Source organism: Allobosea sp. FW305-C-101 (assembly GCF_058783685.1).
Genome location: NZ_JBYSYT010000002.1, coordinates 1,400,561 through 1,420,411, shown reverse-complemented (window position 1 = coordinate 1,420,411; position 19,851 = coordinate 1,400,561). Strand labels below are relative to the sequence as shown.

The window sequence follows — 19,851 nt, the reverse complement described above, 5'->3', positions numbered from 1 at the left end:
GTCGATGATATAGGCCGCTTCCTTCAATCGGAAAAACGGATTATTCTGATTTAACCATTCTTAAAACCGATCGATCTCGCGCGTCCCAAGGAGGCACGTCATGACTGCTCATTTCGACCTCGCCGCGCTGGGCATGCTGGTGGCCGTGGCAGAGACCGGTGGTTTCACCGCTGCGAGCGCCCGGCTCGGCCGGACGCAATCGGCGATCTCGGTGCGTATCCAGGATCTGGAGAGCCAACTCGGCCACAAGCTGCTGGAGCGTTCGCGCCGCGGCGTCACGCCGACGGATGCGGGCGAGCGCCTGATCGCCCATGCGCGGCGCCTGCTCGCGGTCGAGCGCGAGGCGCTGGCCGATCTGGCCGGCGAGACGCCGACGGGGCGCCTGCGCATCGGCGTGCCCGATGATTACATGGACGCCTATCTGAGGCCGCTGATCGCGCGCTTCGCGGTGGAGCATCCAAAGGTCGAGCTGGAGGTCCATTGCGACCTCTCGAAGCGGATCGAGCCGGCGCTTAAGGCCGGCGAGCTCGATCTCGCGGTGGTCTCGCAGGACCCGAGCCGGCCGATGGGCGAGGTGCTTCGGCGCGAGCCGATGATCTGGGTCGCGGCGCGCGGCCACCGGCCGGAATTGCAGGAGACGCTGCCGCTCGCCCTGTTCTCCGAGGGTTGCCGGGCGCGCTCGCGCATCCTCGGGGCGCTGAACAGCGCCGGCAAGGCGCATCGGCTCGTCTTCTCCTGCTCACACACCTCCGGCGTGCTCTCGGCGGTCGAGGGCGGCTTCTGCGTCACCGCGATCACCGAAAGCGCCGTGCCGCCCTCGCTGCGCCGCCTCGGCGCGGCCGAGGGGTTGCCGCCGCTGTTCGAACTGACGGTGGGGCTGATCATGGCGCCGCGTCCCGGGCTAGCGGCGCAGCGCTTCGCCGATGCGCTGCGCGAAGAGATGAGCGCTTTCCGGCAGGCGGCGTGATCCGGTCCATTGCCCTTTCCTCCGCTCATCACTAGTGAAACAACATGAAATTCCTCGACCAAGCCAAGATCTATGTGAAGGCGGGTGACGGCGGCGCCGGCTGCGTCTCCTTCCGCCGCGAAAAATTCATCGAGTTCGGTGGGCCCAATGGCGGCGACGGCGGGCGCGGCGGCGATATCGTTGTCGAATGCGTGCAGGGCCTGAACACGCTGATCGATTTCCGCTTCCAGCAGCATTTCAAGGCCAAGACCGGCGAGCACGGCATGGGCAAGGACCGCCATGGCGCGAATTCGCAGGCGATCGTGCTGAAGGTCCCGCCGGGCACCGAGATCCTCGAGGAGGATGGCGAGACCAAGGTCGCCGATCTGACCGAGCCCGGCCAGCGCTTCGTTTTGTGCAAGGGCGGCAATGGCGGCTTCGGCAACGCCTATTTCAAGACGGCGACCAACCAGGCGCCGCGCCATGCCAATCCCGGCCTGCCGGGCGAGGAGCGCTGGGTCTGGCTCAGGCTGAAGCTGATCGCCGATGCCGGGCTCGTCGGCCTGCCCAATGCCGGCAAGTCGACCTTCCTCGCCACCGTTACGGCGGCGAAGCCCAAGATCGCCGATTATCCCTTCACGACGCTGCATCCTGGCCTCGGCGTCGTGCGCGTCGACGGGCGCGAGATGGTGCTGGCCGATATTCCCGGCCTGATCGAGGGCGCGCATGAGGGCCATGGCCTTGGGGACCGCTTCCTCGGCCATATCGAGCGCTGCCGCGTGCTGCTGCATCTGGTCGAAGGCACCAGCGAGCATGCCGGCAAGGCCTACAAGACGGTGCGGGAGGAGCTGGAGGCCTATGGCGAGGGGCTGGCCGAGAAGCCGGAGATCGTCGCGCTTTCCAAGGTCGATGCGCTGACACCGGAAGTGCTCAAGGAGCAGGTCGCGCGGCTGAAGCGCGCGGCCAAGCGTATGCCGATCATCCTCTCGTCCGCTTCGGGCGAGGGCGTCGATGCGTCGCTGCGTGCGCTCTTCGCCATCGTCGAGGAAGCGCGCCGGGCGGAAGAGCGCGAGAGCGCCCCGGTCGAGGAGACCGGCTGGCGGCCCTGAGGCTTCCAGTTTCTGTTCGGAACCTCTTCGTCATCCCGGACAAGCCGCGTCAGCGGCGCCGTTCCGGGATCCATCGAAGGGCGTTGCGCTTTATGATGGATCCCGGGTCAAGCCCGGGATGACGGCGCGTTTCCGAGGATATTTATCAAGCGCTTGTTTGCAGTGCCGCTCAGCGGGAATCCTGTCAGGCGCTGGATAAGCGCAGCGAGCATCGCCCGCTCAGATCAGGGCACCACGGGCGGCGACAGGCCAGAGCGCCTCGACATGGGCGTCCGGCCCGTGCAGGCCACGGACGCAGACATACCAGTCGTGCAGATTGACCGTCGGGTCGCAATGGCCGGGGATCAAGAGCAGGCGATCGCCGCGATGGGGCACCGCAACCGGGTCACCGGTTAGCACGCCGTGTTCGTCGGAGGGCTTGGTATAGATCACGCCCTCGCGGCGGAAGGGCACGGGCATGCCGGAATCGACCGCCGCGGACTTGTGGCCGGCATCGACGATGGCGCGGTCCGGCACCGGCTTGCTCATCACGCCGGCTAGGACGAAGAGCGCGTGCTCAAAGCTGCGGAAGGGCGTGCCGTCGGCCTGGCGGTTGCGGGCATAATCGGCGTCCATGAAGATGTAGGAGCCGGGCTGGATCTCGTTCCAGATCCCGGACTGCGTCTCCAGCTCATGAGTGCCGGTGCCGGCGCCGGTGACGATTTCGCATTTCAAGCCGGCATGGGCGAGACGTTCGACCGTGTTGCGGGCGGCGAGGCCTGACCGCTCGATCGCCTCGCGCCGCTCGTCGATCGAGCGCATATGCTGGGCCGAGCCGTGATAGGCGTGGATGCCGGCAAAGCGCAGCGTGTTGGAACGCGCGATGGCCTCGGCCAGCCGAACGGCGCCCTCGCCGGGCGCGACGCCGCAGCGCCGGCCGCCGACATCGATCTCGACATAGACATCGAGCGTTACGTCGTTGCGAGCGGCCGCTTCCGCCGCCTCGCGCACGCCGTCGGGATGGTCGACGCAAAGGCCGATCTTCGCGCTGCGGGCAAGGCGAGCAAGACGATCGAGCTTGGCCGCGCCGACGATCTCGTTGGTCACCAGCACATCACCGACGCCGCCGGCGACCAGAACTTCCGCCTCACCGACCTTCTGGCAACATTGCCCGACCGCGCCATGGGCGATCTGGCGCAGCGCGATCTCGGGGCTCTTGTGCGACTTGGCGTGGGGCCGGAGCCGGATGCCATGAGCCTGCGTGAAGGCCGCCATGGCGACGAGATTACGCTCGAACGCGTCGAGATCGAGCACGAGGGCGGGGGTTTCGATCTCGGCGAAGCTCTGGCCGGGCTGGGCCGGCGGGGAAAGCGGCATGAAGTCTCCTGAGTCGGTTGTGGCCATGGGAAGACAGCTTCGTGTCGGTAGCAAGGCCCCTCATTCGCGTTCCGGCATGCGCCAGTGGCGCTTGCCGAGCCGCCATGATAGGCCCCCGGCATGAAGATCGGCCGCGTCACCGACGATACCCTCGCGCTCTTTGCCCGTGTCTGGCGCGAGCAGATCAGCTCCTATCTCCCGCAGATGCTGATGATTCTCGGCCTCGTCGTGGTCATCGCGGTAACGACGAGCTTCTATCCGCTCTTGATCAAGGCGGCGTTCGACGCCTTTGCCGACCCGCTAACCGCCGAATCGACCGGCTTCGTCCGGCGCATGGAACGGCTGGTCTCGAAATCGATCGGCTTCGAGATCGGCGTCATCAACGCGGTCGCGACCGTCGTCGTGATCGTGACCGCGATCAAGGGTTTCTCCCTGCTCGCCCAGACGGTGATGACCAACAATGTCGTCAGCCGCATCGAGGCGAACATGCAGACGGCGCTCTACGGCCACCTGATCGATGCCGATCTTGCGCAGCTTCAGCGCGAGAACCCGGCCTCGCTGACCCAGCGCTTCACCACCGATTTCACCTTCGTCAAGGAAGCGCTGACGCGCATCGTCAACATCGCGATCCGCGACGTGGTCACCGCGATCGCGCTGGTCGGTGCGCTGATCTGGATCGACTGGCAGATGACGCTGGTCGTGCTGCTGATCGCGCCGGTGATCGCTCATCCGATCGGCAAGATCGGCCGCAAGCTTCGGCGCATGGCCAATTCCCAGCAGGAGCAGACAGGCCTGATGGCCAATCTCGTCACCGAGAGCCTGCAGGGCGCTCGCGTTGCCAAGACCGATCGGCTCGAGCCCTATCTGAAGACGCGGGCGGCCAACGCCTTCGAGACGATCCGGGCGCTCAAGATGAAGGCGGCCAATGCGCGCGGGCGGCTCGATCCGCTGCTCGAGGTCGGCGGCGGCCTTGCGGTGGCGGGCGTGCTCGCCGCCATCGGCGTGCGCATCACCGCCGGCAATTCGACGGTCGGCGATTTCACCGGCTATGTCTCGGCGCTGCTGCTCGCCGCCCAGCCGATGCGCTCGCTCGGCAATCTCAACGCCATCGTCCAGGAGGCGGGAGCCTCGCTGAAGCGCTATTACGCGCTGATGGACGAGAAGCCGCAAGTGCTCGACAGGCCCGACGCGAAGCCGCTTGCGGTCGGGGCCGGCGAGGTCGCCTTCCGCCATCTGCGCTTCCGCTATCGCGAGGACCAGCGCGCGCTGGAGGGGATCGATCTCGTCGCGCAGGGTGGCAAGACGATGGCGCTGGTCGGGCGTTCAGGCTCGGGCAAATCGACGCTGCTCGCGCTGGTGCCGCGTCTCTACGACCCCAGCGAAGGCCGGATCGAGATCGACGGGCAGGATTTGCGCAACGCCACACTCAGGAGCCTGCGCCGGCAGGTCGGCGTCGTCAGCCAGGATGTCGTGCTGTTCGACGACAGCGTGCAGGCCAACATCGCCTTCGGGCGGCCGGAGGCCTCGCAGGAGGAGATTGTCGCGGCGGCGAAGGCGGCCGCCGCGCATGACTTCATCATGGCGATGCCGGGCGGCTATGATGCGCCCGTCGGCGAGCGCGGCCACAAGCTTTCGGGCGGCGAGCGCCAGCGCATTGCCATCGCGCGTGCCATCCTGAAGAACGCGCCGATCCTGTTGCTCGACGAAGCGACGAGCGCGCTCGACACCGAGTCAGAGCGATTGGTCCAGCAGGCGCTGGCGACGCTGATGAAGGGGCGCACGACCATCGTCATCGCGCACCGGCTCTCGACCATCCGCGAGGCCGACCTGATCGTGGTCATGGACGAGGGCAAGGTCGTCGAGACCGGCAGCCATGACGAACTCTTGGCGCGCGACGGCGCCTATGCGCGGCTGCACCGGATGCAGTTTCTGGAGGGGTGAGCCTGCGGAGCCTTTCGGGCCTATGACAGGGCGTCATTCTCGGGCTTGACCCGAGAATCTCCTCAAAGTGAGGCACTGGAGCCTCTTTCTACCTGAGATGCTCGGGTCAAGCCCGAGCATGACGGCGAAGAGGCTCGTGTTCAGCCCACCGGCAGCTTCAGCGTTGCGTTCAACTCCCCCGCGAACCCCGCATCGAGCGGCGCCCCATCGCTCCAGCAATGGCGGACGATGGCGATGCGGCCTGAATCGATCAGGCTGTTCTCGTCGCCGGGCCGGCTGGTATGCGGACGGCCGCGCCGGATGCGCCAGACGATCTTCTCTCCTTCTTCCGAGACGATATCGGCCGCGCCCGCGATCTTGTCGCGGCCGATCGTGGCGAGGCCGATTTCGGCCGGCAGCTCCTTCGGCAGGTTGACGCTCAGGAACGTGCCCTCGCGGGTCCATTGCGCGCGCGTCCGCCACAGGTTCTCGATCAGGGCGGCAAGCGCGGTGACATCGCGCTCCTCCGAAGTGCCGCCCTTGGTACGGGAGAAGCCGATGGCAGGGAGGTTCCAGAAGCTCGCCTCGCGGGCGATCGAGAGCGTGCCGGAATAGGCGGCGTCCTCGGCGGCATTGCGCCCGTCATTGACGCCGGAGAGCACGAGGTCGGGCGTACCGCCGTCGCGGAATAGCACCGTCATCGCCGCCACCACGCAATCGGCCGGCGTGCCGTTCAATGCGTAGACCCGCTGCTCGCGTCGAACGAGCGTCAGCTCCTTGTCGAAGGAGAGATGATGGCTGGCGGCCGTCCATTTCCGCTCGGGCGCGACAACCCAGACGTCGGAGGCGACGCGGGCAGCAGCCTTGCGCAGAAGGGCGATGCCGGGAGCGTCGATGCCGTCGTCGTTGGCGATGAGGATGCGCATGATCAGACTTCTGCTTTACTGCATTTTCTTCACGCGAACCGGTATCCACTTCGCTTGAAAATGCTTCAGATCTCGATGGTATCGCCAGGCTTGAGGCCGGTGACGAGCTTGGGAATGTCGGTGGCCAGCAAGGCTGCGGTCGCGGCGTCGCAGGAATGAGCGAGAATGCGGCCCGCGCCGCTGGCCGCTGCGAGCGCGATGTTCTCCGGCAGCGTCGGATGGGTCGGGAAGCGCAGCCACTCGGCCTCGCCAGCTGCGAGCATCAGATCGGCCGGGCTGCCCTTTGGAATGCCGCCGGTCAGCAGGACCGGATGCCGCTCGCGGCGGGCTTGCGCGAGTGCGGCCTTGGAAGGGCCGGCGAGCCCCATGCCGTCATCGACGAGCAGGGCGGCGGCCGGCAGAGCCTCCCCTTCCTCCCAGAGCAGCGCTTCGGCGAAACGTGCCGACAGGATGTCTGCGGCACCGGGCTTCAGCCAGGCTGAAGCCGCGATCTGCTGGGCCAGGGGCTCACGCATCGAGGGGTGGATCGCGATCGGCGTCTCGATCAGTCCGATCAGCTCGATCGAACGGCCTGAGAGCGGCGTCGGCAGCACGGCGCCCTGTGGATGGGCCGCGAGCCAGCGCTTGATCGCGGCGCCACGCTCGGCGGCGGGGATGCGATCGGCGCCATAGGAGGCATCGACCAGCAGCAAGTCGCAGGGTGGGAGTGCGTCCATCGCGAAGACCGGGCTTTCCGGCACGACATCACCGCAATAGCCGAGCCTGCGGCCGCCTGCGCTCAGGTGGCACCAAATGCCGCCGACGACATGGCCGCTGCGGCCGGTGCGGATCGCGATCGGGCCGATGACGAAATCCGCGCCGTGGGTGACGATCTCGACGGTGGCCGCCTTGGCGAGCGAACGTTCTTGCGGTGTGGCGTATGCGGCCAGCGTCGCGTCCGTCTCTGCCGCGGATTCGGCGGTCATCAGGATACGGCCGGCAAAGCCGTTGGCGAGGCACCAGCCGAGCGCCGCGACATGGTCCTCATGCGCGTGGGTGACGATGATCGCGTCGATGCGTTCGAGCTCGGCCGGCGTGATTGCCGGATAAATGGCCGCCCCGCGTGCGCTAGTGTCGACACCGACATCGAGCAGGAGCCGTGTGCCGCCATGCTCGACACCGATACAGGTCCGGCCCTTCTCGCCGATCCCGCCGTGAATCGTCAGTTTCATGCCGTCGATCTCACGCCGCCTTGTCCAGGGAGGCGCTCTCCGGGATGACCCAGCCATCGGTGATGGCGATGCGGATGGGCTCGCCGGCCTGGGCCGGGGCGGGCTCGGCCGCGTCGAGATGCAGGACGATGTCCTGATTGCCGGCGGGGCGCGCTTCCATACGGAAGAAGCCACCCTGATAGGACAGGCGTTCGACCGTGGCCGGGAGGCCGCTTTCTCCTGCTGTCGTGATGCCGATATCGCGGGCGCGCAGGCAGAGTTTTGCCTGATTGGTGACCGCCTGATCCGACCGGCAGCGCACGACGGCCTCGACACCGAGCACGCTGACCTTGCAATGGCCGGCCTGCGGCGCGGAGAGGATGGTCGCCGGCAGCACCATGCCTTCGCCGATGAAGCCGGCGACGGTCACGTTGGCCGGTTCGCGATAGAGCAGCGAGGGCGTGGCGAGCTGGAGCAGGCGGCCGCGATCCATCACCGCGATGCGGTCGGCCAGCGCCATGGCCTCGGCCTGGTCATGGGTGATGTAGACCATGGTGGTGCCGGTGCGCTCGTGGAAGCGCGAGAACTCTTCCTCCATCGAGGCCCGCAGGTGGACGTCGAGATTGGCGAGCGGCTCGTCGAGCAGCACCAGCGAGGGCTCTGTGACGAGGCAGCGGGCGAGCGCGACGCGCTGGCGCTGGCCGCCGGAGAGCAGGCCGGGCCGGCGTTCGGCGAAGCCGTTCAGCCCGACGAGATCGAGCGCTGCCGCGACGCGCTTCGACCGTTCCGGGTCGCGCACGCCGGCGACGGTGAGGCCATAGGCGACGTTCTCGGCGACCGTCATATGCGGCCAGAGCGCGTAGGACTGGAAGACGATGCCGAGTTTGCGATGCTCCGGCGGGATATGGGTTTCCGCCGAGGAGACGAGCCGGTCGCCGATGCGGATCTGGCCGCCATCGAGCTTGTCGAAGCCGGCTATCTGGCGCAGCAGCGTGGTCTTGCCGCAGCCGGAGGGGCCGAGCACGGCCAGGAACTCGCCATCCTCGACCGCGATCGAGACGTCGTCGAGCGCGAGATAGGTGCCGAAGCGCTTCTGCGCGCGGTCGATGGTCAGTCGCGCCACGGCAGGACTCCCTGGGGCAGTTTCTGGGCGAAGAGGGTGGTCGAGGCCATCAGGCCGACCGTGACGACGACGGTGATGGCCGCCAGCGCCGAGGCATAGGTGGAATCGCCGCCCTGCTCGAAGGAGAAGACGACGACGCCGAGCGTCTCGGCGCCCGACGACCAGAGCAGGGCCGAGACGGTAAGCTCGTTGAAGGCGGTGAGGAAGACCAGCAGCGCGCCCGCGACGGCCGCCGGCGCGACCAGCGGAAAGATGATGGTGACGAGGCGGCGGGGCAGGCCGGCGCCTGCGATCTGGGCGGCCTCCTCCAGCGTGCGGTCGATCTGGAGATAGCCGCTGATGACGGGGCGCAGGCCCAGCACCAGGAAGCGGGCGAGATAGGCGAAGACGATGATCCAGATCGTGTTGTAGAGCGAGACGTTCAGCACCGGCAGCGGCTTGAGGAAGAGCAGGATCGCGGCGATGGCGAGCACCACGCCAGGCATCGCATAGGGCAGTTCGGCCGCGAGATTGAGCAGGCGCAGGGCGCGGGACTTCTTCCAGACGATGAAATAGCCGAGCGGCACGCAGATCAGCACGATCAGGGTGGCCGCGCCCGCCGACATCAGGAAGGAATTGACGAAGGCGCGCTTCGAGGCGGCGTGCTCGAACAGGACATAGGCGTAGTTGGCGAGCGTCGCGGTCTTCGCGTTGAGCGGCACGCCGAAGGCGGGGATCAGCGAGGTCGAGAGCAAGCCGAGGAAAGGCATGGCGAGCACGAGGATCGCGAAGGCCCATAAGCCGATCTCGACCGGGCGGCGCCAGCGGCCGAGTTCGAAGGGACGCGCGGCGCTTGAGGTCGTGGTGATCCGGAAATCGCGCCGGCGCAGCATGACATCCTGCAGGAGGATGCCAATCATCGCGATCACGCCGATCAGCAGGGAGAGGATCGCGACCTCGGAGAGCACGCCGGGGCCGAGGCCTGCAAGGCGCTGATAGATCAGCGTCGGCAGGACGAGGAAATTGCCGGGAATACCGAGGAAGGCGGGGATGCCGAAATTGCCGAGGCTGGAGACGAAGCAGAGCGCGATACCGGCGACGAGCGGTGGCGTCATCAGCGGCAGGACGACGGTGCGCAGCACGGTCAGCGGGCTCGCGCCGGCGGCGAGGCCCGCCTCGATCAGCTCCTTGGGCAGGGCACGCAGGCCGGCGCGCAGGGTCAGGAAGACCAATGGCGCATATTGCAGGCCGAGCAGCAGGATGATGCCTTCGCGCGAATAGAGCGGGTTGCGGCTGCCGAGCGGCGGCGCCATCCCGATGAGCTTGAGCAGCGTGCTCGACGGGCCGAAGAGCTGGAGCCAGGCCAGCGCCGTGACCTGCGGCGCGATCATCAGCGGCAGGACGAAGCAGAAGGTGAAGGCGTTGCGGGCGCGGATATCGGTCAGCGTCGCCAGCAGCGCGACCGTGCCGCCGATTAGCGTGGCGAGGATCGTGCCGGCGATCGCCGTGGTGAGGCTGTTCCAGGTCGCGGTCCAGGTCGCGGGGCTGGCCATGACCTTGCCGAGCGCCGTCGCCGAGAGCTGGCCGCCGGGAGCGAGGCCCTCGATGATCAGGCGCCCGATCGGCAAGAGCGACAGGAGCGCGACGAGGCCGACGAGCCCCCAGAGGAGGCCCGTCTCCTCGACGCGCGTGCGCAGCGTCGCGGGATCGGCGAGGGACATGCGCACCGCGTCCGGGCTCAGTTGCCGAACATGGTGGCGAAACGAGCCTTGTCTGCCTCGGTCGCCTTGACCACGGCCGCGATGTCGGAGGCCATGACGTTGATCTTGGTGCCTTCCGGCAGCCAGGACGGCGAGCCGATGCTGGGCTTGGCCGGGATATAGCCCATCCAGAGCGCGAGCTTCTGCCCGGCATCGGAGAGGATGAAGTCGACGAAGGCCTTGGCGGCGGCCTCGTTCTTGGTCGACTTGATGATGGCGACGGGTTCGGTCACGGCCGGCGCGCCTTCCTTCGGGAAGACGAAATCGATCGGCGAGCCCTGCTTCTTGGCATTATAGGCCATGAAGTCGACGAGCACGCCGTAGGACTTCTCGCCGCTGGCGACGGCTTTCAGGACCGCACCGTTGCCGCGCACGGCGACGGCCTCGTTGGCCTTCAATCCCTCGAACAGCTTCCAGCCGAGATCGGGCCGGGCCGTCATGGTCGAGAGCATGATCGCGGCAGCGCCCGAATAGAGCGGGCTCGGCATCGAGATCTGGCCCTTGTAGGCGGGCTTGTCCAGATCGGTCCAGGAGGTCGGCTTCTCCTTCGCGGCGGTGTTGTAGGCGATGCCGGTGGTGATCAGCTTCGAGCCGAAATAGGTCTTATCGGCGTCGAAGGAGCCTGCCTGGAAGCCGTCGGTCTTGGCGCCGGGATAGGCGAGGAGTTGCTTCTGGGCCTTCAGGATCTCCATGCTCGCGGCATCCGCGATCAGGAGGACGTCGGCGCCGGGCTGGCCGGCGGAGATCTCGGCGGCGAGCTTGCCCATCACCTCGGTCGTGCCGGAGCGGAAGATGTCGACCTCGACATTGGGATAGGCCTTCTTGAAGGCGGCGACGGTCTGGGTCGCGTCCTTCTCCGGCTGCGAGGTGTAGAGTACGAGCTTGCCCGAGGGCGCCTGCGCGAAGGCGGGCGCGGCGGCAAGCAGAGCGGCGGCGGCCGTCATCATCAGGCCGTGTCGCGTGAAGCGGCGTCGTGTCAGGGTCATGGTCTTGTCTCCTCCGGGGTCGCGATGCCGACCTTTACGCCAAATGCGCCGGTCGATCTTCGTGTCAGATCGTCATGTCAGGCCGTCTCATGCGGGTCATCCGCGATGCGGCGACCGGCTACCATCTTCCTTCACAGAAGCAGCTCGGGGTTTTCAAGGGCCTCGCGCAGATCGGCCATGAAACGGGCCGCCGCGACGCCGTCGACGATGCGGTGATCCGAGGACAGCGTGAAGTTCGCCATCGGCCGGAGCACGATCTGGCCCTCGCGCCCGACCGGCTTGTCGATGGTGCGGCCGACCGCGAGGATCGCGCCCTGCGGCGGATTGATGATCGCGGTGAACGAGTCGACACCGTACATGCCGAGATTGGAGATGGTGAAGGTGCCGCCGCCGAGCTCTGCCGGGGTCAGCGTTCGCTTCGCCATGCCCTCGCGGAGCCGGGCGAATTCGCGGGTCATCGCAGGCATGTCCATGGCGCCGGCATCGCGCAGCACGGGCACGACGAGGTCGCCGTCACGCTCCATCGCGATGCCGATATCGACGCGTTCGTGGAAGCGGGTCGCCTCGCCCTCGACAGAGGCATTGATGACCGGGTGATCGCGCAGGATGCGCGCAGTGACGCGGGCGATCAGCACGGTCAGGCTGGGCTTGGGCGCGCCGATGCGCTCGTGCCTCTTGGCGAGGCGGCCGAGCAGGTCGCGCGCGGCGCTCATCTCGATCTCGGATGTCAGATAGAAATGCGGGGCGGTGCGCATGCTCTCGGAGAGCCGGTTCGCGACGATGCGGCGGATGGCGGAGAAGGGTTGCAGGCGGCCCTCGGAAGCATTCGCCGAGGAGGTCGGCGCGGGGCGTGCTTCCGGCGCCGAAGCGCAGCGCGGCCGCTGCTCCAGATGGCGCTTCACGTCGGATTCGCCGATGCGGCCGCGCGGACCGGTGCCGGTCACGGTCTTGAGGTCGAGGGCGTTCTGGCGGGCGATGCGGCGGGCGAGCGGGGTCGCGCGCAGGCCTGACGAGGCCGGTGTGACCGCAATCACCGGAGCGGCCGGCGCCTCGGCCTTCGAAAGGGGTGTGGCAGCCGCCACGGTAGCCGCAGCGGCTGCCGGCTCGGACGGTGTGGTGGCGGCCTCACCGTCGAGGTAGATCCACGCAACGGGTGTTCCGACCGAGATCGGCACGCCGGTCTCGGCCTTGATGTTTCGGATCGCGCCGCTGGCGGGGGCCTCGACCTCCATCACGGCCTTGTTGGTGCCGATCTCGAAGATCGTGTCGCCCTGGCGGACCCGGTCGCCTTCCTTGACATGCCAAGCCTCGATCGTGCCCGTCTCCATGTCCATGTCGACCTTGGGAAGGATGACCTCGATGGGCATCAGGCTTCCCCGCGGCGGACGAGATTGGTGGCTGCAGTGACGATGTCGTCCTCCTGCGGGACGGCCGCCTTCTCCAGCACCGGATTGTAGGGGATCGGCGCATCGGCGCCGCCGAGCCGGATGATCGGCGCATCCAGGAAATCGAAGACTTCGCTCTCGGCGATCATGGCCGAGATCTCGGCGCCGATACCCATCGTCTTCACACCCTCGTAGACGACCAGCAGGCGATGCGTCTTGCGCACGCTCTCGGCGATCGTGGTGAAGTCGATCGGGCGGATCGAGCGCAGGTCGATCACCTCGGCCGAGATGCCGTCGCTTGCCAGGCGTTCGGCCGCGGCTTCCGCCTTGCGGGCCATGATCGAGGAGCCGACGATGGTCACATCCGTGCCCTCGCGGCGGATCGCGGCCTTGCCGATCGGGACGCGATAGGCCTCTGCCGGGACATGGCCCTTGGTCTTGTAGAGCAGCTTGTGCTCGAAGATCAGGACGGGGTTGGGGTCGTCGATCGCCGCGAGCAGCATGCCCTTGGCGTCATGCGGCGTGCTCGGTTGCAGGACTTTCAGCCCGGGCACATGAGCGAACCAGGCTTCGAGGCTCTGGCTGTGCTGGGCGGCGGCGCCGGTGCCGGAGCCACCGGGCAGGCGCACGACCATCGGCACGCTCGCCTTGCCGCCGAACATGAAGCGAATCTTGGCCGCCTGATTGACGAGCTGCTCCATGGCCAGCGTGACGAAGTCCGAGAACTGGATCTCCAGCACCGGGCGCATGCCGGTGATCGCCGCGCCGACCGCCGCGCCGGCGATGCCGAGCTCGCTGATCGGAGTGTCGATCACGCGGTCCTTGCCGAAGCGATGGACGAGATCGCCGGAGACGCCGAAGGCGCCGCCATAGACGCCGACATCCTCGCCGAAGAGGAAGACGCGCTCGTCGGCCTCCATCGCCTGGCCGAGCGCCTCGCGCACGGCTTCGGCATAGGAGAGTTCGCGGATCTCGCTCACGGCTTCAAGCGTGTCAGAGGGCATAGACGTCACGGGTCAGGTCTTTCGGATCGGGGTCCGGGCAGGCGCGGGCGAATTCGACGGCGGCGTCGATGTCGCGCTGGGCGTCCTCTTCGAGCTTCATCAGCGTGGCCGCGTCGAAGCGGTCATGCGCCTTGAGCTCGTCCTCGAGCCGCCGGATCGGGTCCTGGTTGCGCCATTCCTCGATCTCTTCCTTGGAGCGGTAGAGGTTGCGGTCGCTCTTGGAATGGCCGCGCCAGCGATACGTCTTGCACTCGATCAGCGAGGGGCCCTCGCCGGAGCGGGCGCGCGCGATCGCGACCTTCGCGACCTTCGCGACGCCGGCGAGGTCGTTGCCGTCGAGGCAGTGGCCGGGCATGCCGTAGGCGGCCGCGCGGTCGGCGACGTTCGGCACCGCCATGGCGCGGCCGATATCCATCGACATGCCGTATTTGTTGTTCTCGCAGACGAAGACGACCGGCAGCTTCCAGATCGAGGCCATGTTCAGCGCCTCGTGGAAGGCGCCCTCGTTCGAGGCGCCATCGCCGAAGAAGACCATGCAGACCCGGCCGTTCTTCTGCGCCTTGATACTCATGCCGACACCGACCGCGATCGGCAGGCCGCCACCGACGATGCCGTTGGCGCCGAGATTGCCGCCCTCGACATCGGCGATATGCATCGAGCCGCCGCGGCCCTTGCAGTAGCCGGTCTCCTTGCCGAAGAACTCGGCGAACATCAGCTTCGGCTCGGCACCGCGCGCGATGCAGTGGCCGTGGCCGCGATGGGTCGAGAGGATGTAGTCATGGGCTTCGAGCGGCAGCGTCGTGCCGACGGCGCTGGCTTCCTGCCCGATCGAGAGATGCATCGTGCCGTGGATCAGCCCGCGCATATAGCTCGCCTCGGCCGCCTCCTCGAACTTGCGGATCAGGTGCATGCGGGTCAGCGCCTGCGCCACCGTGGCATCGTCGAGCGCGGCGAGTTCCGGCCGCTGGTTCGGCTTCTGGTCAGCGCTCATGGGTTCAGCGCTCATTCTTGGGCTCCGGAGGTCAGCGCGGCGATCATCGCATCCTGGGCGCGGCGCACCTCGACGATTTTCAGCCGTTCGTCGGGGGTGGCGTCGGCCAGCGTGATCAGTTCGCCCTTGCGGACGGGCCGGGTCATGGTCGCGCCCTGGGCGAGGCCGATCGGCAGCGCCTTGCGGGCCTGGGCATCGGCGCGGGAGAGGGCGAAGCCGCGATAGCCGTATTCGCCGATGGCATCGAGCGTCTCGCCGGCGGCGAGATCGCGCTTGGCGACGCAGCCGACCTCGGAGGTCGGCACCGGCAGCGGGCGCATATGGCTCTGGTTGAAGATGACGGCGGCGGCGGCCGAGAGTGGCACTTCCAGGCTGGTCAGGTGATAGGGCCGGAAGAAGGAATAATACGGGCCGGGGCCGAGATGCAGGTCGCTCATCCGCTCGCGAACGCGGGGATGGCGCATCTCGGCGACGGCGAAGACGCCGGGCGCCACGCCCTTGGCCACCGAGAAATCGACGACGCCCTTCTGCGAAAGCAGACCGCCCTCTTCCTTCGGGCAGAAATAATTCTGCAATTCGTCTTTCGGTGCGGCCGGGCCGTGCATGCCGGGGATATCCGGCACGAAGCCGCAGGCATTGGCGATGGCGACCATCTCGACCATCGTCTTCGAGCCGTCGACGAACTCGACGAGCATGCGCGGGTTCATGTTCCGGCGCGTCGCTTCCTCGACATAGTCGGCGGGTACGGCGTCGATGCGGAACGGGTTGTTCTTGCCCTTGCCGGCGGCGACGACGGGATAGCCCATGGCACGGACGAAATTGATCAGCTCCATCGCGGCGGCAGGCTCGTCGCCGGCGCCCAACGTGTAAACCACGCCCGCCTTTGCCGCCTCGACCGCGAGATAGGAGCCGATGGTGATGTCGGCCTCGACATTCATCATCACGATATGCTTGCGCGCGGCGATGGCGGTCAGCGCGACCCGCGAGCCGGCTTCCGGGTTCCCGGTGGCGTCGATGATCACGTCGACATGAGGCGAGCGGCAGATCAGGTCGAGCGAGGTCGTGGCGGCGATGCGGCCCTTGCGCCTGCTGGCGTCGAGCCCGGCCTCGTCGGTGACATTGTCGACATCGCCCTTGCGCCCGGCGAGCGTGGCGGCCTCGGCGACGCGATCCGGCGCGATATCGGCGACGGCTGCGATCTCGATGCCGGTCATCTGGGAGATCTGGACGACGATATCGGTGCCCATCTGGCCGGCGCCGATCAGGCCGACGCGGACCGGCTTGCCGGCCTTGGCACGCAATTCGAGAGCCTCGGCCAGGGACAGGCCGACGACGGGCGCGCCCAAAGGCGGCTGCGGCTGGATCGCGGCCATCGTTGATATCACTCCCTAGGACATATGTTCTTATTTAGGAACAAAAGAACATGTCATTCGTCCTGTCAAGCGTACAGATGTTCAAACAGGTTGCCTGAGCCGCGTGATGCGGTGATGGTGGCGCAGGTACCCGAGGCGGTGCGGCAGGGAGCGCTCGTGGAAGACGCATTCGGAGCAGGACTGATCCAGGGCGAGATGCCGGTGGCGGAGGCGAAGGTCCGCGCCGCCTGGCTCTACTATGTCGAGGGCCTGACCCAGGAGCAGATCGCCGAGGCGCTGGGCCTGAGCCGGATCAAGGTGATCCGCATGCTGGCGGCCGCGCGCTCCGAAGGTTTGGTCAAGATCAGGATCGATGCGCGCTCGGCCCGGCAGGCGGGTCTGGAGCGCGGGCTCGTCACGGCCTTTGGCCTGAAGGAAGCGGTGGTGGTGCCGGCGGCGCGCGATGCGGCCAGCGTTTCGGCGCTGGTCGGCTATGCCGCAGGGCTCTGGCTCTCCGACAACCTGACCGACAACATGTCATTGGCCGTCGGCTGGGGGCAGACCCTGCATCTGGCGCTCCGGGGCATGCAGCCGCGCCAGGTCGAGGCGATGTCGGTGGTCTCGCTGCTGGGCGGGCTCACGCATTCGCGCAGCATCAACCCCTCGGCCGTGGCGCGTCGCGTCGCCGATATGTTCGGGGCCGACTGCTTCCAGTTGACCGCGCCGGTCTTCGTCTCGAATGCCGAAATCCGCGACGCGCTCTGGCGCGAGCCAACCCTGCGGGACCTGCTCGACCGGGCCCGCGCTGCCGATATCGCGCTGGTCAGCGTCGGCGACCTCGTCCCGGATTCGACGCTTTTCCGTGAGGGGCTGCTGCCGCAATCCGATCTGGCGGGCCTGAAGAAGGCTGGGGCGGTCGGCGACCTCGTCTGCCATTTCATCGATGCCGCGGGCGAACTGGTGGACCATCCAGTCAACCGGCGTATCATGGCGGTGAGCCCGGCCGATCTCAGAGGCATCGGCCTCGTCGCGATCGCGGCCGGCGGCGCCCACAAGGAACATGCGATCCGCGCGGCCTTGCGGGCGAGCGCCGCGAAGGTGCTGATCACGGATGAAGGCGCTGCCGAGGCCTTGCTGGCCGGCAGCGCGGAGCCGGCGCCAAAGGCAGCCGAACGGGAGAGACGAGATGGCCAATAATTTCGAGCAGTTCGCGCGCAACTCCCTGCAGTTCCGGCCGTCCGACATCCGCTTGATGCTGGAGCGGGTGCACTCCCATGTTGTGAAGCCGCGCATGTCGGCCGAGGAATTGCTGGAGGTGGTGCAGGGCCTGGGCTTTTCGACGGTCGAGGTCTTCGGCGACCAGATCGGGCTGGAGCGGCGGACATCGGAGAGCTGGGCGCGCTACGGATTGTCGCGCGACGCGGCGCAGTTGCTGCTGGCGCTCTTGAACTACCGCCAGCGCCTGCTCGACGCGATGGACGATTTCGAGAAGACGACCCAGATCCCGCTGGACGGGTTCTTCGAGAACCAGCAGCTACCGTAACGCGTCAGCGGCAGAACGCCGCGCAGCCGGCTTCCCAGAATGCTTTGCCGGATTCAAGCCCCGGCACGGATGGGCGCGGCTTGCGGCCGGGCAGGTCGGCCGGCACGGGCTTCACCTGCTCCCACCAGCCATGGGCGCATTGCGAGCGGAAGGCCATCTGGTCGGAGATCGAGGTGGCCTCCTGCTCCAGGACGGCGTCGAGCGCGGCACAGCTCTCGCGCAGATGCGTGTCGTGGGCGTCGCTCGGATCATTGGCGTAGTCGTGGAAGGCCTCGGTGAAGCTCTCCATCTCGCGGCCGATATGCGGCCAGTCGCTGCGGCCGAGATTCCAGGCGTCCATCCATTCGCGTACAACCGTCTCGACGGCTTCGACCTTCGGCTTGTCCTTGACCTTGCGGGCGGTGGTCAACATGTGGCGCATCAGCTCGGCACGGGCATGGGCGTGGCGGGCGCGCAGGGCCGCCTCCTGCATCTGCGCGATGGCTTCCGCCGCTTCCTGCTGCAGCGCTTCGACGAAATGCGGCATGGCTTGGTCTCTCAGGGCAACGTGGCGAGGCGTTCGATCATCCGCTCGAACAGCTCATGGGCCTGCACGGCCGCGACGACATGGGCGTTGGGCTCGCGCTTGAGGCGGCCGTTCCAGTCGATCGTGGTGCGACCGCGCAAGGGGCCGTCGCCGGTCTCGACCGCGACAAAGCAGTCGCGACCGTCAAACAGCTCAGGCCAGAGCAGGAAGGCGATGACGCAGGGGTCGTGCATCGGGTGGCCGTTCGAGCCGAGACAGCCGGGGCGCGGGCGTGTCAGCATGCCGTGAACGGCCTTGCCGGTGGCGGTGCCGAGCGCGCCGATGCGGGCGATCTGGTCATGGCTGGCGATGGCCTGGAGCGTGACGCCGAGGCCGAACATCACGATCGGCCGGCCGCAAGCGAAGAGGATCGCTGCTGCATGCGGGTCGACATAGGTGTTGAACTCGGCCGCGGGCGTGATGTTGCCGAGCCCGATGGCGCCGCCCATCAGCACGATGCGCCTGACCTTCGGCAGGATGTCCGGCGCCAGCCGGAAGGCCAGCGCCAGATTGGTCAGCGGCCCAAGCGGGCAGAGCGTAATGCTGTCCGCAGGAGCCGCGCGGCAGATGTCGATGATCGCCTGCACGGCATGGCCGGGCGCCGCCTTGCTGCTCGGCTCGGGCAGATCGGCGCCATCCAGCCCGTCCGGGCCGCAGACGAATTCAGCGGTTTCCAACTCGAAGACCAACGGGCCTTCGGCGCCGCGATAGACCGGAGTGTCCTCGCGTTGGCAGAGATCGCGGATACGCAGCGCATTCACTGTCGTCTGCGCGACCGGGACATTGCCGGCGACGGTGGTGATCGCTCGGAGATCGATCCGATCGGCGCTGGCGAAGGCGAGCAGCAGGGCGACGGCATCGTCCTGGCCGGGATCGGTGTCGATGATGATGGCTTCGCGCATCTCAGGCTGCCCTCGCGTTGCCGGCCATGATCAGATGGGCGATGTCGTCGGCGCCGAGGTCGCCGAGCGGACGGTCGACGTATTTGCGGCCCGCGCCCATGATCACAACGCGATCGGCCAGCGTGACCACATCGCGCATGTTATGGCTGATCAGGATGACAGTGCGCCCGTCCGCCTTGAGCTTGCGGATGAGGTCAAGGACGAGGGCGCTTTCCTTGACGCCGAGCGCGGCGGTCGGCTCGTCCATGATGATGATCTCGGCATTCCAGCGCAGCGCGCGGGAGATCGCGACCGCCTGGCGCTGGCCGCCCGAAAGCCGCTCGACCGGCCGGGTCATGTCAGTGACGGCGGCGGAGAGCTGCGAGAGATAGCGCTGCGATTCCGCGATCATCTTCTTCTTGTCGAGGATGCGCAGGAAGGGCAGCAGCATGGGCTTAGTCAATTCCGAGCCCATGAAGACGTTCTGGGCGATGGAGAGGCGCGGGGCGAGCGCGAGATCCTGGTAGATCGTCGCGACGCCGTTCTCCAGCGCGTCATGCGGCGAGGCGAAGGTGACCGGCTTACCGCGCAGGCTGATCGTGCCGCTCGTCGCCTCCTCGGCGCCGGAGATCACCTTGATCAGGCTCGACTTGCCGGCGCCGTTGTCGCCGCAAAGCGCCACGACCTCGCCCTTGAAGATGTCGAGATCGACATCACGCACGGCTACGACCGGGCCATAGGCCTTGCCGATGCCGCGCAGCGAGAGGAGAGGGGTGGGGTTGGTCATTGTTGCATCGCCTGCCTGCTCGCGCTCCGTCGTCATTGCGAGCGAAGC

18 protein-coding genes are annotated in these 19,851 nt (G+C 67.4%); 5 read left to right on the top strand and 13 right to left on the bottom strand.

Features of this window, described 5'->3' with window-relative positions; all coding sequences use genetic code 11:
- Nucleotides 1-100: 100 nt before the first annotated feature.
- Both AC3WMA_RS14455 and obgE read left to right on the top strand, forming a co-directional pair.
- Nucleotides 101-967 (top strand): LysR family transcriptional regulator, encoded by an 867-nt coding sequence (locus AC3WMA_RS14455; protein WP_257733507.1) that lies wholly within the window; start codon nucleotides 101-103, stop codon nucleotides 965-967.
- Between the two features lie 44 nt (nucleotides 968-1,011).
- The gene (obgE, locus tag AC3WMA_RS14450; RefSeq protein ID WP_492286034.1) at nucleotides 1,012-2,055 is read left to right on the top strand and encodes a GTPase ObgE; all 1,044 of its coding nucleotides are present in this window, start codon (nucleotides 1,012-1,014) and stop codon (nucleotides 2,053-2,055) included.
- Between the two features lie 219 nt (nucleotides 2,056-2,274).
- Here obgE and AC3WMA_RS14445 read toward each other — a convergent pair whose 3' ends face one another.
- Nucleotides 2,275-3,411, bottom strand: coding sequence for a DSD1 family PLP-dependent enzyme (locus AC3WMA_RS14445; RefSeq protein ID WP_492286033.1), 1,137 nt, complete (start codon nucleotides 3,409-3,411; stop codon nucleotides 2,275-2,277).
- Between the two features lie 120 nt (nucleotides 3,412-3,531).
- Here AC3WMA_RS14445 and AC3WMA_RS14440 point away from each other — a divergent pair, with 120 nt between their 5' ends.
- On the top strand, nucleotides 3,532-5,352 hold the full coding sequence (locus AC3WMA_RS14440) for an ABC transporter ATP-binding protein (RefSeq protein ID WP_492286032.1): 1,821 nt from the start codon (nucleotides 3,532-3,534) through the stop codon (nucleotides 5,350-5,352).
- A gap of 140 nt (nucleotides 5,353-5,492) precedes the next feature.
- Here the strand turns inward: AC3WMA_RS14440 and surE are convergent, their stop codons facing one another.
- From surE to AC3WMA_RS14395, 9 genes are all read right to left on the bottom strand, one after another.
- The gene (gene surE, locus AC3WMA_RS14435; RefSeq protein ID WP_492286031.1) at nucleotides 5,493-6,257 is read right to left on the bottom strand and encodes a 5'/3'-nucleotidase SurE; all 765 of its coding nucleotides are present in this window, start codon (nucleotides 6,255-6,257) and stop codon (nucleotides 5,493-5,495) included.
- 65 nt (nucleotides 6,258-6,322) lie between these two features.
- Nucleotides 6,323-7,468: an MBL fold metallo-hydrolase gene (locus tag AC3WMA_RS14430; RefSeq protein ID WP_492286030.1), complete on the bottom strand. Its 1,146-nt coding sequence runs from the start codon at nucleotides 7,466-7,468 to the stop codon at nucleotides 6,323-6,325.
- 10 nt (nucleotides 7,469-7,478) lie between these two features.
- A complete protein-coding gene (locus tag AC3WMA_RS14425) occupies nucleotides 7,479-8,570 on the bottom strand; it encodes an ABC transporter ATP-binding protein (protein WP_492286029.1) in 1,092 nt (363 codons plus the stop codon).
- On the bottom strand, nucleotides 8,558-10,270 hold the full coding sequence (locus AC3WMA_RS14420) for an ABC transporter permease (protein ID WP_492286028.1): 1,713 nt from the start codon (nucleotides 10,268-10,270) through the stop codon (nucleotides 8,558-8,560). Before AC3WMA_RS14420 ends, AC3WMA_RS14425 begins: the two co-directional genes overlap by 13 nt.
- A gap of 17 nt (nucleotides 10,271-10,287) precedes the next feature.
- Nucleotides 10,288-11,295: an ABC transporter substrate-binding protein gene (locus AC3WMA_RS14415; RefSeq protein ID WP_492286027.1), complete on the bottom strand. Its 1,008-nt coding sequence runs from the start codon at nucleotides 11,293-11,295 to the stop codon at nucleotides 10,288-10,290.
- Between the two features lie 131 nt (nucleotides 11,296-11,426).
- Nucleotides 11,427-12,662 (bottom strand): dihydrolipoamide acetyltransferase family protein, encoded by a 1,236-nt coding sequence (locus AC3WMA_RS14410; RefSeq protein ID WP_492286026.1) that lies wholly within the window; start codon nucleotides 12,660-12,662, stop codon nucleotides 11,427-11,429.
- On the bottom strand, nucleotides 12,662-13,660 hold the full coding sequence (locus tag AC3WMA_RS14405) for an alpha-ketoacid dehydrogenase subunit beta (RefSeq protein WP_492286025.1): 999 nt from the start codon (nucleotides 13,658-13,660) through the stop codon (nucleotides 12,662-12,664). Before AC3WMA_RS14405 ends, AC3WMA_RS14410 begins: the two co-directional genes overlap by 1 nt.
- 13 nt (nucleotides 13,661-13,673) lie before the next feature.
- The gene (locus tag AC3WMA_RS14400) at nucleotides 13,674-14,690 is read right to left on the bottom strand and encodes a thiamine pyrophosphate-dependent dehydrogenase E1 component subunit alpha (RefSeq protein ID WP_492286024.1); all 1,017 of its coding nucleotides are present in this window, start codon (nucleotides 14,688-14,690) and stop codon (nucleotides 13,674-13,676) included.
- Nucleotides 14,687-16,048, bottom strand: coding sequence for an NAD(P)H-dependent oxidoreductase (locus AC3WMA_RS14395; protein WP_492286023.1), 1,362 nt, complete (start codon nucleotides 16,046-16,048; stop codon nucleotides 14,687-14,689). Before AC3WMA_RS14395 ends, AC3WMA_RS14400 begins: the two co-directional genes overlap by 4 nt.
- A 156-nt stretch (nucleotides 16,049-16,204) precedes the next feature.
- On the opposite strand from AC3WMA_RS14395, the gene AC3WMA_RS14390 reads away from it, so the two are divergent.
- Together AC3WMA_RS14390 and AC3WMA_RS14385 are read left to right on the top strand one after the other, a co-directional pair.
- Nucleotides 16,205-17,224 (top strand): sugar-binding transcriptional regulator, encoded by a 1,020-nt coding sequence (locus tag AC3WMA_RS14390; protein WP_492286022.1) that lies wholly within the window; start codon nucleotides 16,205-16,207, stop codon nucleotides 17,222-17,224.
- Nucleotides 17,214-17,570, top strand: coding sequence for a hypothetical protein (locus AC3WMA_RS14385; RefSeq protein WP_492286021.1), 357 nt, complete (start codon nucleotides 17,214-17,216; stop codon nucleotides 17,568-17,570). The genes AC3WMA_RS14390 and AC3WMA_RS14385 overlap by 11 nt, the downstream gene beginning before the upstream one ends.
- 4 nt (nucleotides 17,571-17,574) lie before the next feature.
- On the opposite strand, the gene AC3WMA_RS14380 is transcribed toward AC3WMA_RS14385, so the two are convergent.
- From AC3WMA_RS14380 to AC3WMA_RS14370, 3 genes are read right to left on the bottom strand one after another with little or no spacing between them, the layout of a single operon-like run.
- A complete protein-coding gene (locus tag AC3WMA_RS14380) occupies nucleotides 17,575-18,096 on the bottom strand; it encodes a hypothetical protein (protein WP_492286020.1) in 522 nt (173 codons plus the stop codon).
- An 11-nt stretch (nucleotides 18,097-18,107) separates the two neighbouring features.
- On the bottom strand, nucleotides 18,108-19,037 hold the full coding sequence (locus AC3WMA_RS14375; protein WP_492286019.1) for a nucleoside hydrolase: 930 nt from the start codon (nucleotides 19,035-19,037) through the stop codon (nucleotides 18,108-18,110).
- A 1-nt stretch (nucleotide 19,038) separates the two neighbouring features.
- Nucleotides 19,039-19,803 (bottom strand): ATP-binding cassette domain-containing protein, encoded by a 765-nt coding sequence (locus tag AC3WMA_RS14370; RefSeq protein ID WP_492286018.1) that lies wholly within the window; start codon nucleotides 19,801-19,803, stop codon nucleotides 19,039-19,041.
- Nucleotides 19,804-19,851 lie beyond the last annotated feature (48 nt).

Bases quoted from the DNA above. Each gene is read 5' to 3' on its own strand.
- AC3WMA_RS14455 (WP_257733507.1), top strand. From the start codon at position 101: ATGACTGCTCATTTCGACCTCGCCGCGCTGGGCATGCTGGTGGCCGTG.
- obgE (WP_492286034.1), top strand. From the start codon at position 1,012: ATGAAATTCCTCGACCAAGCCAAGATCTATGTGAAGGCGGGTGACGGC.
- AC3WMA_RS14445 (WP_492286033.1), bottom strand. From the start codon at position 3,411: ATGCCGCTTTCCCCGCCGGCCCAGCCCGGCCAGAGCTTCGCCGAGATC.
- AC3WMA_RS14440 (WP_492286032.1), top strand. From the start codon at position 3,532: ATGAAGATCGGCCGCGTCACCGACGATACCCTCGCGCTCTTTGCCCGT.
- surE (WP_492286031.1), bottom strand. From the start codon at position 6,257: ATGCGCATCCTCATCGCCAACGACGACGGCATCGACGCTCCCGGCATC.
- AC3WMA_RS14430 (WP_492286030.1), bottom strand. From the start codon at position 7,468: ATGAAACTGACGATTCACGGCGGGATCGGCGAGAAGGGCCGGACCTGT.
- AC3WMA_RS14420 (WP_492286028.1), bottom strand. From the start codon at position 10,270: ATGTCCCTCGCCGATCCCGCGACGCTGCGCACGCGCGTCGAGGAGACG.
- AC3WMA_RS14415 (WP_492286027.1), bottom strand. From the start codon at position 11,295: ATGACCCTGACACGACGCCGCTTCACGCGACACGGCCTGATGATGACG.
- AC3WMA_RS14410 (WP_492286026.1), bottom strand. From the start codon at position 12,662: ATGCCCATCGAGGTCATCCTTCCCAAGGTCGACATGGACATGGAGACG.
- AC3WMA_RS14400 (WP_492286024.1), bottom strand. From the start codon at position 14,690: ATGAGCGCTGAACCCATGAGCGCTGACCAGAAGCCGAACCAGCGGCCG.
- AC3WMA_RS14395 (WP_492286023.1), bottom strand. From the start codon at position 16,048: ATGGCCGCGATCCAGCCGCAGCCGCCTTTGGGCGCGCCCGTCGTCGGC.
- AC3WMA_RS14385 (WP_492286021.1), top strand. From the start codon at position 17,214: ATGGCCAATAATTTCGAGCAGTTCGCGCGCAACTCCCTGCAGTTCCGG.
- AC3WMA_RS14380 (WP_492286020.1), bottom strand. From the start codon at position 18,096: ATGCCGCATTTCGTCGAAGCGCTGCAGCAGGAAGCGGCGGAAGCCATC.
- AC3WMA_RS14375 (WP_492286019.1), bottom strand. From the start codon at position 19,037: ATGCGCGAAGCCATCATCATCGACACCGATCCCGGCCAGGACGATGCC.
- AC3WMA_RS14370 (WP_492286018.1), bottom strand. From the start codon at position 19,803: ATGACCAACCCCACCCCTCTCCTCTCGCTGCGCGGCATCGGCAAGGCC.